10 protein-coding genes are annotated in these 13,541 nt (G+C 57.9%); 5 read left to right on the top strand and 5 right to left on the bottom strand.

Annotation, left to right across the window (positions count from 1 at the left end):
* Positions 1-76: 76 nt before the first annotated feature.
* Positions 77-880, bottom strand: a complete 804-nt coding sequence (locus ABHT90_RS09670; RefSeq protein WP_346982362.1) for a DeoR/GlpR family DNA-binding transcription regulator — start codon at positions 878-880, stop codon at positions 77-79.
* Between the two features lie 334 nt (positions 881-1,214).
* Here ABHT90_RS09670 and ABHT90_RS09665 point away from each other — a divergent pair, with 334 nt between their 5' ends.
* The gene (locus tag ABHT90_RS09665; protein ID WP_022095149.1) at positions 1,215-2,072 is read left to right on the top strand and encodes a class II fructose-bisphosphate aldolase; all 858 of its coding nucleotides are present in this window, start codon (positions 1,215-1,217) and stop codon (positions 2,070-2,072) included.
* A 224-nt stretch (positions 2,073-2,296) separates the two neighbouring features.
* On the opposite strand, the gene ABHT90_RS09660 is transcribed toward ABHT90_RS09665, so the two are convergent.
* The 3 genes from ABHT90_RS09660 to vsr all read right to left on the bottom strand — a co-directional run bounded on the left by ABHT90_RS09660 (position 2,297) and on the right by vsr (position 5,391).
* Positions 2,297-2,920, bottom strand: coding sequence for an HAD family hydrolase (locus ABHT90_RS09660; protein WP_346982361.1), 624 nt, complete (start codon positions 2,918-2,920; stop codon positions 2,297-2,299).
* A 56-nt stretch (positions 2,921-2,976) separates the two neighbouring features.
* Positions 2,977-3,906 (bottom strand): AraC family transcriptional regulator, encoded by a 930-nt coding sequence (locus ABHT90_RS09655; RefSeq protein WP_346982360.1) that lies wholly within the window; start codon positions 3,904-3,906, stop codon positions 2,977-2,979.
* 498 nt (positions 3,907-4,404) lie between these two features.
* Positions 4,405-5,391 (bottom strand): DNA mismatch endonuclease Vsr, encoded by a 987-nt coding sequence (gene vsr / locus ABHT90_RS09650; RefSeq protein ID WP_346982359.1) that lies wholly within the window; start codon positions 5,389-5,391, stop codon positions 4,405-4,407.
* A gap of 148 nt (positions 5,392-5,539) precedes the next feature.
* On the opposite strand from vsr, the gene ABHT90_RS09645 reads away from it, so the two are divergent.
* The 4 genes from ABHT90_RS09645 to ABHT90_RS09630 all read left to right on the top strand — a co-directional run bounded on the left by ABHT90_RS09645 (position 5,540) and on the right by ABHT90_RS09630 (position 11,840).
* Complete coding sequence (locus ABHT90_RS09645) at positions 5,540-6,325, top strand: ABC transporter ATP-binding protein (protein ID WP_138340152.1); 786 nt, start codon at positions 5,540-5,542, stop codon at positions 6,323-6,325.
* Entirely contained in the window at positions 6,315-8,525 is a 2,211-nt protein-coding gene (locus ABHT90_RS09640) for an ABC transporter permease (RefSeq protein WP_346982358.1), read from the top strand. The genes ABHT90_RS09645 and ABHT90_RS09640 overlap by 11 nt, the downstream gene beginning before the upstream one ends.
* A 310-nt stretch (positions 8,526-8,835) precedes the next feature.
* Positions 8,836-10,266 (top strand): APC family permease, encoded by a 1,431-nt coding sequence (locus tag ABHT90_RS09635; RefSeq protein ID WP_271761302.1) that lies wholly within the window; start codon positions 8,836-8,838, stop codon positions 10,264-10,266.
* Between the two features lie 368 nt (positions 10,267-10,634).
* Entirely contained in the window at positions 10,635-11,840 is a 1,206-nt protein-coding gene (locus ABHT90_RS09630) for an agmatine deiminase family protein (RefSeq protein WP_346982357.1), read from the top strand.
* Between the two features lie 335 nt (positions 11,841-12,175).
* On the opposite strand, the gene ABHT90_RS09625 is transcribed toward ABHT90_RS09630, so the two are convergent.
* Positions 12,176-13,207: a 3-deoxy-7-phosphoheptulonate synthase gene (locus ABHT90_RS09625; RefSeq protein WP_346982356.1), complete on the bottom strand. Its 1,032-nt coding sequence runs from the start codon at positions 13,205-13,207 to the stop codon at positions 12,176-12,178.
* Positions 13,208-13,541: the final 334 nt, after the last annotated feature.

Raw genomic sequence — 13,541 nt, 5'->3', positions numbered from 1 at the left:
GCGCCTTTAGACGCGTGCCGGAAATCCAAGGGTTATACCCTAAGAGCAAACCACCCCTTTTAGGGGTGGTTTTGATTTAAGCGCCGGCGATGACGAGGGCTGGACGTGAGCTGTCAGTGGCCTCGGCGATCGAGGTGGCGACGGCATGGTCGGGGTCACGGTCCATCACGATGAAGTCGACATCGGCAAGCTCGGCAAAGCGGTACATGCCGCGTCCGTTAACCTTGCTGGCGTCCATGAGGGTGACGCTTTGATGGGCCGCGGCGATCATAGCCGTTTTGGTCTCGGCCATCTGGGGAAAGTCGGTCGTAAAGCCGCAGCTGGAGACAAAGGCGCCGGGGCACATGACGGCCAGATCGGCATGGACCATTTGGAGCGCCTGCATAGTGAGCGGTCCGTACAAATAACGATGGCCTTTGCGCAGCGCCCCGCCCAGCATGACGACATCGACTGAGGGCATGCTCTCGTCGATGTAATCGGCAATGGTAATGTCGGCCGTGATGACGGTGATACCGTCGCGCTGATCGAGGAGCCGGACGAACTCGAGCGCCGTGGTGCCCGAGTCGACGAGCAGCGTGTCGCCGTCATTGACGAGCTCGATGGCGCTTTGCGCGATGGCCTGCTTGGCGGCGACGTTGACATTGATGCGGCGATCCTGCGTGGAGACGGTCAGACGTTTGTGGAGTGATACGGCACCGCCGTGCGTGCGGCGCAGCTTGCCTGCTTCGGCGAGCGCGTCCAGGTCGGCGCGGGCGGTGACGGAGGACACGCCAAAGGTCTGGGCGATTTCTGCTACCTGCACCGAGGCATTATGATCGAGCATTTCCATAATGGCGGTACGGCGTTCGTCGGCAAAAGCGCGGTTGGTGGCTTGGGCCATGCTTGCTCCATTCTCGGCTAAATTTGCAGGAATTGTGTTGACTCTATTTTCGTTCATTTTCTTTTTGGGTAAGAAAACACCTTTCGATTACTTATCTTTTCTATAAAAGAAAGACGCTGAACGCCCAAAATTCAATATCGAACATGTTCACTCGGCTCAAATTTCTTCCGTTTGCTTTTCAAAAATGACTGTATTGACCTGCATGGGCTCAATATCTCGCACGTGCAAAGCTGCTGAATTTCATACAATGAGCGCAGCAAAACGCAAGGTAAAACGCCTTGTGAACAACTACGCCCGATGTCCAGATGCGGGCGAGGGAGAGGAGCAAACGCTCATGGCACTTGTTACCACCGAAAAGATGCTCAAGGACGCTCAGGCCGGCCACTACGCTGTTGGCGCTTTCAACGTCGAGAACCTCGAGTTTGTTATGGCCGTTCTGGCCGCTGCCGAGGAGACCAAGTCCCCCGTCATCATGCAGACCACCCCGGGCACCATCAAGACCGCTGGTCTGGACTACTTCTACGGCATGGTCAAGGCTGCCGCCGAGCGCGCTTCCGTGCCCGTCGCCCTGCACCTCGATCACGGCGATGGCTATGACCGCTGCATGCAGGCTTTCCGCACGGGCTACACCTCCGTCATGATCGACGGCTCGCACGAGTCCTTCGAGGATAACATTGCCCTGACCAAGTCCGTCGCCGACGCTGGCCGCGCCATGGGCGTGCCCGTCGAGGCCGAGCTCGGTAAGGTTGGCGGCAAGGAGGACGACGGTCCTGCGGTTGAGGGCGAGAGCCCCTACACCGATCCTGCCGAGGCCAAGGAGTTCGTCGAGCGTACCGGCTGCACCTCCCTCGCAATTGGCGTTGGCACCAGCCACGGCGTGTACACGAGCGATCCCCACATCGAGCAGTCCGTGGTCAAGGCCATCCGCGACGCCGTCGACGTGCCGCTGGTTCTGCACGGCACCTCCGGTGTGCCCGATGAGCAGGTTGCCGAGGCTGTGAAGAACGGCATCTGCAAGGTTAACTACGCCACCGAGCTGCGTCAGGCCTACACCAAGGGCTTCATGGCCTACATGGCCGAGAACCCCGCCTGCTTCGATCCCAAGAAGCCGGCCAAGGAGGGCATGCGTGAGATCACCGAGCTGGTTAAGATCCGCATGACCAACCTCAACTCCGTGGGCAAAGCAGAGTAACAGCAAGGGTACTCTGATCCCACCGGACGGTTTGGGCGGGTCCCGTACTTAGTTTCCAAAACGTCCTCGCGCATGAAGGCCCCCGTTGTCTCGCTTCTTCGAAGCGTTGACAACGGGGGCCTTCGCGCTGCGGAATGATTTTGGAAACTAAGTACGGGACCCGCCCAAACCGTCCTGCTCAATCGCCCTTGTGGTGTTGGGGCTGAAAGGGTGGGGCGCGGGGGTTACTTGGTTGTTAGGGTTAGCAGGTCGTTGGGGGTTTCGAGGTTGTAGGTGGCATTTGGGATGTCTTGGTGTGATCCCCATGCCGCTCTGGCAAAACTGACCCCTTCCGAAGTTGCGCATTGTTCGTCGTAGACGGTGTCGCCAACGTAGACGACGTTGCCAGGATTCGCGCCCGTACGCCGGAGATATTCGAGCATGGGAGCGGGTGCGGGTTTATGTTCGGTTGTGTCTTCGACAAGGATGATGTGCTCAAAATACTTATCGAAACCAAGGCGTGCAATTTCTTCTGCGTATTCGTCGCGCGCACGTGAGGAGACGATGCCAAGTTTGCAGCCGCTATCGGCGAGTGTTGCGATGACTTCAAGCAAACCTGGAAACACGCTGATGGTGCTTTTAAAGCTGGCGGCAACTTGGCACCAGCGATCCAACGTTGCCTGCGAGTAGATCCCAAGTTTCTCAAGGGCATCCTTGCCGGGTATGCCGAGGGCAAATTCAAGCTCGTGTCGGGGGAGCGTTTTGCCGGTTTCTTCTTGGATAATCTGGCCAAGCGATGACAGCACGCTTTCTTCTGTATCTGCCAATGTCCCATCAACGTCAAACACGATATAGTCAAAGTACTTCATATAGTAGCTCCTATCCATTGTTTGCCTGCAAGTTTGATGCAGTGACAGAAGAAGGGCTAGCGGGATTTCTGCCTGGTACTATCGAGATTCTGCCTCGCTGCTCGATAGCTCGAAGGAGTGCATCCCATTTGTTCTTTAAATACCTGGCCAAGATGGCTTGCTGTCGCAAAGCCGCATTGGCGCGCGACTGTCTGGACCGTTCGCGTGGTGTGTGCCAAAAGTTCGCAAGCACGGTTTACGCGGTATGCGCGCAGATATGCCGCCGGGGTCGTTCCTGCGCAAGCTTCGATAATGCGGTAACACTCTCTTTCGCTTACGCCGGCTGCAGATGCCATCTGGGGCACATCTATAGTGGCTGCATAGTTTGCGCGGATATAGTCCAGGATTGCCTTGAACTGTACGTCGCGGTTGGTCATCCAAGAGGCGTTGTCGGAGGAAAAGAGCGGTTCGGCCTTGGCGTAAATCTGAATCCAGAGCTCTGACAAGCTATTCCGAAGCGCCATCTCGTTCTGCGGCCGTTGAAGGTCGTGGTTAAAGGAACTCTTTAGCAAATCGATAAAGGGCATATCGTCGGGGTTGGTGGGCGACCATTTGAGCACATCGACGCCTCGACATTGAAGCAATGGGTTGATGTAGCGCTTTTGGAGACGTCCCGCGGGATCGCCGAGCATCGACGGCTGAAAGATATGCAGCATTTGAATGGCTGGCGCCGAATTGGGTGATTGCAGCGTGCTGTGCAAAACGCCGCCGTTGATAAAGCCGGCGGACCCTTCCTCAAAGCGTACGTGCTCATGAGCCGCGCGCGTTCGATAGTCAATCGCTCCCTGCTCCATGTAGAAAAGCTCAACTTCGGAATGCCAGTGCCAGGGGACGGAATTGCCCGGATAGCGAGCGAATTCTGCGCGTTCGGCAATATAGGGCCAGTCTTCGGCGGTCTCGGGAAACGCTTCCTCGCGTCCTCCGCGGTGCAATTCTATGTGACCCATGTTTCGCATGGCATCAGTATAAAGCGCGATGGGCTTAGATTGCTCTTGCCTGTTCGGGGAACGCCTTGTCTAGGGATGCTTGGAGCTTTTCGAAGGATGCTCGCAGGTTGAGTTCCTGGTCGGTTGAGCGTTTGGTTTTTGTGGTGGGGGAGTCGAGGAGGCCGTTTCTCTGTGTCGGGGGGAAGGAGAAAAGGTTTGCATGATTTAGGGATGGCTGCTGTGCTGCGTCGTTGGAAGAATGCATGCTTATGCGGCCTCCTCGATATCCACCAAAAGGTTGCGCACGGGGTGTGCTGCTAGCTCCCGTGCGTTGGCAGTATTATGCCGCGGCTTCTGCAAAGAAGCGCTAAAGAAAGGCTTAACCTGGTTTGGTGTTACGATGAAACAGCAGGTCAAGGCTATTGAGTAACACTCTTGAAAGGTTTTGAGCTTAAGGGCTTTCTAAGGTTTGTGGCGCGGATGTGGCTCGCCCGTGTGGGGCGTGTGGACGGCTCGTTCCTAGCGCTGCGGCTCTGCGGCGCGCACCTGCTCGATGACCTTTTCCATCGTGGCGTCGATGTGGTCTTTTTTGAGCTCGCATTCCCAGATGGTTATAGGCGTCCAGCCCATTTGAGTGAGTGCTGCCACGGCGGTGCGGTCGCGCTCGACGTTGCGACGGAACTTTGCCTCCCAAAACTCAACGTTGCGCTTGGGCTGGCTAGGGTTGCACTTGGGGCAGCGGTGCCAAAAACAGCCGTTGACGAAGATGGCAATCTTGCGTCCGGGGAAGGCGATGTCGGGCTTGCCGGGAACCTTCCATTCCAAACGATAACCCGTAAGGCCCGCGGCGCGCAGGCGCTGGCGAACGAGCAACTCGGGCTTGGTGTTGGCGCGCTTGTTGCCCTTCATGGACTTTTTGATGGCGGCGCGACGGCGGACCAGTTCGCGCTCGTCAGCGGAGAGGTCCGAGGTATCGATGCCGTCGAGCAGACCTGGTTTGGGGCGCTTTTTGCTACGGCGCTTAGGTGTGCGCTTGGGCTTGGTGGCGGGTTTGTCGGCTGTGTTGGGCGTGGCGTCATCGGCGGAGCTTGCCTCGAGCCGGTCTTCCTTCAGCTCAATCAGGGCATCAATGAGCCCCTTGTCGGCGGGCATCCATTCCACCGTGGCAAGCGAGGTACGCGGAATCCAGCGGATATCGAGCTGGCGGTCGTGCTTCTGGGGTTCATCGGATTCATCGGCGAGCGAGCAGTAGTAGCACTCCATGGAGAGATGGAAATCGGGGTAGTCATACTCAACGGTATAGAAATCGCGCAGGTTGGTGACTTTTACCTGCAGCTCTTCCATGAGCTCGCGGCGTACGGCGTCCTCGGGCGTCTCGCCGCGCATGAGCTTGCCACCGGGGAACTCCCAAAGTCCCAGCATGTCGCCATAGCCGCGCTGCACGGCAAGCAGCTCGTCAGATCCTTCCTTGCGAATGATCCCAGCGGCAACATGAACAGTCTTCAACAGGAGTCCTCTCTCAATATCAACACGTGGCAGGGTAGCTACCCGTACCTTACACAACGGTAAGGCAAGCGTAAGCCATATCGATGGTAGCCGACTCGTCTTCTTGCGACTATAGATGCCGTAGACTAATCGCAAGAAAGGACTCGGTATGCAAACCACGCACATGGCGACCCCGGTACTGGAGGTCGCGCATCTCGAAAAAGTATATGGAGCGCTGGGCAACGTGACCCGCGCGCTCAACGACGTCAGCTTTACCGTCAACCGCGGCGAATTTGTTGGCATCATGGGCGCTTCGGGCTCGGGCAAGTCGACGTTGCTCAACTGCGTGTCGACCATCGATAGCGCCACGAGCGGCACGATCCGCATCAACGGGCAGGACGTAACTCGCATGAAGCAGACTAAGCTTTCGCAGTTCCGCCGCGAGGAGCTCGGCTTTATCTTCCAGGACTCTAACCTGCTCGATACGCTCACGGCACGCGAGAACATCGCCCTGCCGCTCACCATTGCCCGCACAAACTCGGCAGAGATCTCGACCCGCGTGCAGGATGTGGCAGCGCGCCTGTCCATCAGTCAGGTGCTCGACAAGTATCCCTACCAGATGTCCGGCGGTCAGCAACAGCGCGTTGCCGCGGCCCGCGCGCTCGTCACCGACCCCACCATGATCATGGCCGACGAGCCCACCGGCGCCCTCGATTCCAAGAGCGCTCGCCTGCTGCTCGAGAGCCTGGAGGCCCTTAACCGCCGCCTGCGCGCCACCGTGCTCATGGTCACGCACGACAGCTTTGCCGCCAGCTACACGAGCCGTGTGCTGTTTATTCGCGACGGCAAGATCTTCACCGAGCTGCGCCGCGGCGACACCGACCGCCGAGAGTTCTTCGACCGCATTATGGAGGTCGTTGCCATGATGGGCGGTGAGGGCTCCGATGCTCTGTAAACTCGCTTGGGGTAACGTCCGCCGCGCCGGCCGCGACTACCTCGTCTACCTTTTGACGCTCACCCTGGGCGTCACGGTCTTCTATGCCTTTAACACCATCTCAATGCAGGTCGACATCGCCGGCATCGATGAAGAGGGCTTGGCGCAGGTTATGGGCAGCATGCTCGGCGACCTGACGTACTTTTTGGCCGGTGTCATGGCCTTTTTGATGGTGTATGCCAATAACTTCATCATGAAACGCCGCAAAAAGGAGTTTGGCCTGTACCAGGTGCTCGGCATGGGGCGCGGGCGCGTCGCCACGATCATGGCGCTCGAGACCGTGATAGTATCGGTCGTGGCCTTTGTCGCCGGCATTGTGCTGGGTGTGGGACTCTCCCAGCTCATGACGTTCTTTACGGCCTCGCTCTTTAAGACACAGATCGCCAATTTCCACTTCTTTTTCTCGGTGCATGCGTTCAATCTGACCCTTGCCTGCATGCTCGTAATGTTTGTGCTCACGCTACTGCTGAACCTTCGCGCCGTGCGTCGTACCAAACTCATCGAGCTTATGGGTGCCGAGCGTCGCAACGAGAGCATCAAGACACGCAACCCCTGGATAGCGATTGCCATCTTTGTCGTGGGCGCGGTGCTGGTGGGCGTGGCCTATTACCGTCTGCTACGTGATGGGTTCCCGCTAACCGCGACGGACAGCAAGCTGCAAGAGGCCATGAACCAGTTTGGTATTACGACCGCTATGGTTACCGTGGGCACCTTTGCCCTGTTCTGGGGACTCTCGGGCATGCTCATCAAGCTGCTGCAGAGCCTGCGCGGCGTGTATTGGCGCGGCCTCAACATGTTTACCGTGCGCCAGCTTGCGGCGAAGGTTAATACGGTGTGCTTTTCGATGGGCGTCATCGCGATGCTCCTGTTTTTGGCCATCACCTCGGTGACGTGCGGTATGTCAATTGCCAACGTGATGAATGAAAACCTGGAGCGCTATAACCCTGTTGACGTGTCTCAGACGTATGTCTATTACACGCCCGATACGCTCGACTACTACAAAGGGTACAAAGGGTATGTCAATCCGTCTGAGGCCGATCGCATGGTGTTGGCCGATACAACGGTCGATTTGTACCCTGCATGGCACGGCAAGGGCAAGTCGGCGGACAACAACGACGAGACCGGCAAGAAGGTCGATATCGCCGATGTTGCCGGTGAGCATGTGCAGATCGATTCGTATCTGAGTTACCCGCTTGGCGGTTCGGATCCTTCGGTGACTCCAAGTGAAATGTGCAAGGCCATGGGCGAAAAGCTTCCCAAGGCGTTCGGGGGTAGCAATGCCGATACGATGGGTCTGTTTGTGACGCCGGCGAGCCAGTACAACAAACTGCGTCAGATGATGGGCGAGGAGCCGGTGCACATCGGTCACGACCAGTATCTGCTCACGTGTGATATGGGCGGCGAGCTGGTCGACCTGTACACCAAGTATATGGCTGGCGGCCATGCCCTTACCTTGGGCGGGCATACGCTCAAGCCCGCAACCGATAAGTCGGACGAAGATGCGGCGGCCATCGCCAACTCGGCGATGGGCAGTAATCCGGGTACCGTCGTCGTTGCCGACGAGCTGTTGTCCCAACTTAATCTGCAGCCGTATTCCAGTAGCCTGCTCGTTAACTACAAACAGGGGATGGATACGACCGAGGCAGACGAGAGTATTAAATACACTGTACTCGACAATCTGCTCGTTGACGGCAAGGAGCCGGGGTCGTGGGGAACCTTCATCACACGCTCCGAGATGTACACGCAAGCAGCGCAAATGAACGGTCTAATTAGCTACCTAGCCATCTACATCGGCTTTGTATTGGTTGTTGCATGTGCGGCGATTCTATCGATCCAGCAGCTCTCCAACGTGGCCGACGGCAGCCGCAGCTATCGTGTGCTGGCACAGATCGGCTGCGACGACCGCCAGATTCGCCATTCGGTGATGGCGCAACAAGCGGTGTTCTTCCTGTTCCCGCTGGCAGTGGGCCTGGCGCACTCCTTTGTGGCACTTAAGGTGATTATCGAGTTGGTGAGCATATTCGGAAATATGAGCATCGGCGGCACCGTGGGCCTCACCTGTGCGATCTTCCTGGCAGCCTATGGTGGCTACTTCCTGGTGACGTACCTCATGAGCGCCGGCATGGTACAAGCTGCCATCGCCACCCGCTACAGCGAGTAACTCACCCAGTTTGGAATTATCGTAGGTTGAGCATAAGTCAGCGAAAACGCCCCTAAGCGAGCAAGGTGACGTGAAAGAGGAGGGAAGCGTACTTTGGGTACGCGACCGACGATTGAACGTCAGATTGCCGCCTAGGGGCGTTTGCAGCGTCGAGCCGTTACGCGGTTTGGCAAAACCGCGTAACTTCATCGTAGAAGCGCGTTTGCGGGCGGCGGATGCTCGTCTCCTGTCGCCCGCTCACCGAGGCCCGGCAATTGCCTTAATATCTTAAGGGCCTCGATTTGTCCAAGACTGAGCGAAGGAGCTCATCATGAGCGACGGAAAGAAAAAGCTTTCCTTCTTGACGGTCATCTCGACCATCATCTGCGTCGTCTTCGTTTGCGAGGCCGCCGCACCTGCTGCTGCCATTGGTAACCAGCAGTTCTTCTGGTGGATCTTCCTGATTCTGACCTTCCTGCTCCCTTATGGCATGGTCGTTGCCGAGCTCGGCACTACCTATGACGGTGAGGGTGGCATTTACGACTGGGTACGCGATGGCCTGGGCGACAAGTGGGGCGCCCGCATTTCGTACTACTACTGGGTTAACTACCCGCTGTGGATTGCCTCGCTGGCTACTATGTTCCCGGACATTTTGGGCATGGTCTTTGGCGTCGAGTTCAATCTGATTGCCAAGATTGGTATCGACCTTGCCTTTGTGTGGATTGTCTATCTTATGGGTCGCTCAAAGGCTGCCGACTCCGAGTGGGTCCTGAACGGCGGCGCCATCATCAAGGTCGCCGTTGCCGTTATCGTCGGCGCTTTGGGCATTTGGTACGCCATGGAGAACGGTTTCGCGAACGATATGTCCGCTGTCACCTTCTTGCCCGAGCTCACCAACACCAACGCGCTCGGCTACCTGTCGATCATCATCTTTAACTTCATGGGCTTCGAGGTCATCTGCACCATGACCGACGATATGGCCGATCCCGCTCGCGATATCCCCAAGGCTATCATCGTCGGCGGCCTGTCCATCGCCGTGATCTACCTCTTCGCTGGCTTTGGCATCGGCGCTGCTGTGCCGGCCGATTCCATCGATCCCGACTACGGCATGATTTATGCTGTCCAGACTATTGTGGGCGATTCCATGATCTTTAAGGTCATCTGCATCGCCTTCCTGATTACGCTGTTCGCCAACATGGCTGCCTGGTCCTTCGGCGTCAACTCCGTTGCTCGCTATGCTGCCGAACATGGCAACATGCCCAAGGTCTTCGCCTCGATGATCTCGGATGACGACATGCCCAACGGCGCCAACCTGGTCAACGCCATCGTTGCCTCCCTGGTGCTGTGCCTGCAGCTGGTTCCCATCGACGCCATCTCCAACGGTGTCTTCTGGATGCTCTTCGGTACCTCCGTTGTCTTCCTGCTGCTGACCTACATCCCGATGTTCCCGGCATTCCTCAACCTTCGTAAGAACGACCCCAACCGTGAGCGTATCTTTACGTTCCCGTTTAAGGGCGCCATGATGAAGGTCATGCTGGCTATTCCCTGCATCGAGCTGATTCTGGCTATCGTTGCAACGTTGATTCCGTTCTCTGTCGATGAGATTGGCGATAAGGTCCCGATGATCGTCATCTTCATCGTGCTCTTGCTTATTGGCGAGGTTGTCCGCGTCGTCAGTGCTAAGGGCCGCGAGACCGAGTACAAGGGTCTCACTCCCGAGCTGGCTGCTCAGCGCCTCGCTGAGGAGTCCGAGGAGGACTAGAGCACCCAGATTCGGGGCTCCAACCTTCCTCGCGTACCAACGTACGCTTCGTCGGGCTTGTCGCTCCCGACTCGGGATACTCTAGTCTCTTCGGAGGCGTGCCCAAGCAACAGGTTTGCTAACCTTTCTCTGAGGTGGGTGTGAGCTATTGCTCCGGTAACCACCGCCCGCCCCAATCTCTCTTCCGTATCCTTCGTGCGTTTTGTCTCCGCGCACCGGGTTACGTCGTCGCTTGCCGGTGCGACATCCGTGAAAACCGGTGCCAGGCGCCCCGACCTTTGCCGGGGAACGGGCGCCTACCATCTCTTGGTTTTAGGCTGCGGGTAACCCGCCCGCAGCAAGCGATCGTTCGATTTGGAGGAAATCTTATGCGTACGATCACCGAGTCCGAGTCCACCCCTAAGGCCGATGGCTTCTTTATGCCTGCTGAGTTCGCCCCACAGGATCGCGTGTGGATGGGCTGGCCCCATCGCACCGATACCTGGGCCCATGGTGCCAAGCCGGCTCAGAAGCAGTATGCCGCCATCGCTCGCGCCATCGCCGAGTTCACCCCGGTCACCATGTGCACCAACCAGGCCGACTACGCCAACTGCAAGGCCGCCTTTGAGGAAGACGAGAACGTCACCGTTATCGAGATGACCACCGACGACGCTTGGTTCCGCGACACCGCTGCCACTTTTGTTATCAATGGCAAGGGCGATAAGCGCGCCAACCACTGGCACTTCAACGCCTACGGCGGCCTCGTCGACGGCCTCTATTTCCCGTGGGACAAGGACGAGCAGATCGCCCTTAAGATAGCTGAGCTTTCCGGCTGCCGTCGTTATCGTCCCGATGACATGATCCTCGAGGGCGGTTCCATTACCGTCGACGGCGAAGGCACTGTGGTCGTGACCGACCAGTGCCTGCTTTCCCCAGGCCGCACCTGCTCTGCGGTTCTGGAGGAGGAAGAGGATCCCGAGTCCATCTGGCCCAAGTTCAAGAGGAAGTTTGAGCCCTGGAGCGAGGAACTTCGCGCCTATATGGACGAGCACCTCAAGGAGTACCTGGGTGTCGAGAAGGTCATCTGGGTTAAGGAGGGCATCGACCCCGAGGAGACCAACGGCCACATCGATGATGTCGCTACGTTCATCGCTCCGGGCGTCATGGCCTGCATCTGGACCGACGATCCCGAGTATCCGTTCTACGAGCAATGCCACGCCGTCTACGAGACCCTCTCCAACGCCGTTGACGCCAAGGGCCGCAAGATGAAGGTCTACAAGCTCTGCATGCCTGTGAACCCGCTGTTCATGGACCAGGCTTCCTGCGACACCATCGACGCCGACGAGAACGCCGAGCCGCGCGTTGCCGACGAGCCGCTGATCGCCTCCTACATGAACTACCTGGTCACCAACCACGGCGTTATCGTCCCGCAGTACGGCGACGAGAACGATCAACTTGCCGTTGACACGCTCCAGAAGATCTACGACGAGGTCTGGGGCGAGGGCGTCTACAAGTGCGTCGGCGTTCAGTCCGAGCAGGTCGTCTTCGGTGGCGGAAATATCCACTGCATTACGCAGCAGGAACCCTCGGCGTAACTGTCTGTCTTCCCGAGGTGCGGCACCTTCCCGTTCATTTGTCGCTTGCGTACCCAAAGTACGCGGCGCTCCTATTTCACGGGAATCTGCCGCACCTCAGAAACCCAGCCGGTCAAGCGGACCGACGTAGCTTGTTACCGCATTAGTCATTGGTGCCAACCCTGGCAACGATGCAGGTCGAAAAACATCAGCGAAAGCCCGCCAGAGCGAGCAAGGTGCCTTGAAGCGAGGCGGCATTGACCTTCTGGTCATGCCGCCGAAGCTGAAAGGCAGATTGCCGCTCTGGCGGGCTTGCAGCGTCGAGCCGTTACGGCGTTTGGTAAAACGCCGTAACTCTAAATCCGCTCCGCGATCTCGTGGATGATGTAGTCGGTCTTTTCCCAGCCCAGGCACGGATCGGTGATCGACTTGCCAAAGACGCCGCCGTCGACCGGCTGGTTGCCGTCCTCCAGGTAGGACTCGATCATAAAGCCCTTGACCAGCTTGGAGATGGACTCGTTGCGGCGGCAGCTGTCGAGCACCTCCTTGCAAATGCGATACTGCTCCAGCGGACGCTTGCCCGAGTTGTCGTGGTTGCAGTCGATGACCGCTGCGGGATTGGCATAGCCGGCGTGCTCGGTATAGCGCTCGGCCAGGCGTTCCAGGTGTTCGTAGTGGTAGTTGGGGTAGGTGCGCCCATCGAGACCGATGTAGCCACGCATAACGGCGTGCGCGAGCGGATTGCCGTCGCACTCGACCTCCCAGTTGCGGAAGATGAAGCTCTGGTGCGCCTGCGCGGCGTAAATGGAGTTGAGCATAACGGTGGTAGAGCCAGCAGTGGGATTCTTCATGCCGACGGGTACCGAAATGCCGCTCGACACCAGGCGATGCTCCTGGTTCTCGACCGAGCGTGCGCCCACGGCAACATAGCTCAGCAGGTCAACGAGGTACTGGTAGTTGGACGGATAGAGCATCTCGTCGGCGGTGAAGAAGCCCGTTTCCTCAATAACGCGCAGGTGCATATGGCGGATGGCCTTGACGCCCTCGAGCAGGTCGTCGGGAGCCTCGGGGTTGGGGTTGTGCAGAAGACCCTTGTAACCGGTGCCCTTGGTACGCGGCTTATTGGTGTAGACGCGCGGAATGATGATGAGCTTGTCCTTGACCTCCTCGGCGGTCTTGGCCAGTCGGTTCATGTACTCAAGCACCGAATCCTCGCGGTCGGCAGAGCACGGGCCGATGATGAGCACCTTGCGTGCGTCCTCGCCGGTAAAGACTTTGGCGACCTCGGCGTCAAATGCCTGCTTTTTGGCGGTAAGCTCGGCAGAAAGCGGCATTTCCTCGCGGATCTCCATGGGGATCGGCAGCCTGCGTTTGAATTCCATGGCCATAGGGGCCTCCTCAATCTAAAGAAAGAGCAATAAGCGTATTGTCGAGTGTTCGGCATTATCCGCTGTCGCACGCTAAAGTGCAAGCCCTTGTTACCCCGAAACCTGCCAAAAAGGGACAGGTTTATTTTGGCAGGTTTTATCTGGGTAAACGTCGGCGGATGTCGGGAGGGAGTGGCACCGCGCGCGACCCTAAGGCTGTTGTCGGTTCCCCAGGAAACACCCTGTGGGCAAAAAATGCCAAATATGAGTACGGTTGCGGTAGCGCGCAGAGATGTGGTGTAAGAGGCGGGGCATGCCTCGCCTCTTCCCTTTCTTGAAAGGGAGGGGACACCGC

Source organism: Collinsella aerofaciens, from assembly GCF_039758815.1.
Classification (GTDB): Bacteria; Actinomycetota; Coriobacteriia; order Coriobacteriales; family Coriobacteriaceae; genus Collinsella; species Collinsella aerofaciens_BP.
This window is presented reverse-complemented; position numbering and strand designations above follow the sequence as displayed.

Excerpts from the sequence above, each read along its gene's own strand:
- ABHT90_RS09630 (WP_346982357.1), top strand. The coding sequence starts at position 10,635 with ATGCGTACGATCACCGAGTCCGAGTCCACCCCTAAGGCCGATGGCTTC.
- ABHT90_RS09635 (WP_271761302.1), top strand. The coding sequence starts at position 8,836 with ATGAGCGACGGAAAGAAAAAGCTTTCCTTCTTGACGGTCATCTCGACC.
- ABHT90_RS09640 (WP_346982358.1), top strand. The coding sequence starts at position 6,315 with ATGCTCTGTAAACTCGCTTGGGGTAACGTCCGCCGCGCCGGCCGCGAC.
- ABHT90_RS09660 (WP_346982361.1), bottom strand. The coding sequence starts at position 2,920 with ATGAAGTACTTTGACTATATCGTGTTTGACGTTGATGGGACATTGGCA.
- ABHT90_RS09665 (WP_022095149.1), top strand. The coding sequence starts at position 1,215 with ATGGCACTTGTTACCACCGAAAAGATGCTCAAGGACGCTCAGGCCGGC.
- ABHT90_RS09655 (WP_346982360.1), bottom strand. The coding sequence starts at position 3,906 with ATGGGTCACATAGAATTGCACCGCGGAGGACGCGAGGAAGCGTTTCCC.
- ABHT90_RS09645 (WP_138340152.1), top strand. The coding sequence starts at position 5,540 with ATGCAAACCACGCACATGGCGACCCCGGTACTGGAGGTCGCGCATCTC.
- ABHT90_RS09670 (WP_346982362.1), bottom strand. The coding sequence starts at position 880 with ATGGCCCAAGCCACCAACCGCGCTTTTGCCGACGAACGCCGTACCGCC.
- ABHT90_RS09625 (WP_346982356.1), bottom strand. The coding sequence starts at position 13,207 with ATGGCCATGGAATTCAAACGCAGGCTGCCGATCCCCATGGAGATCCGC.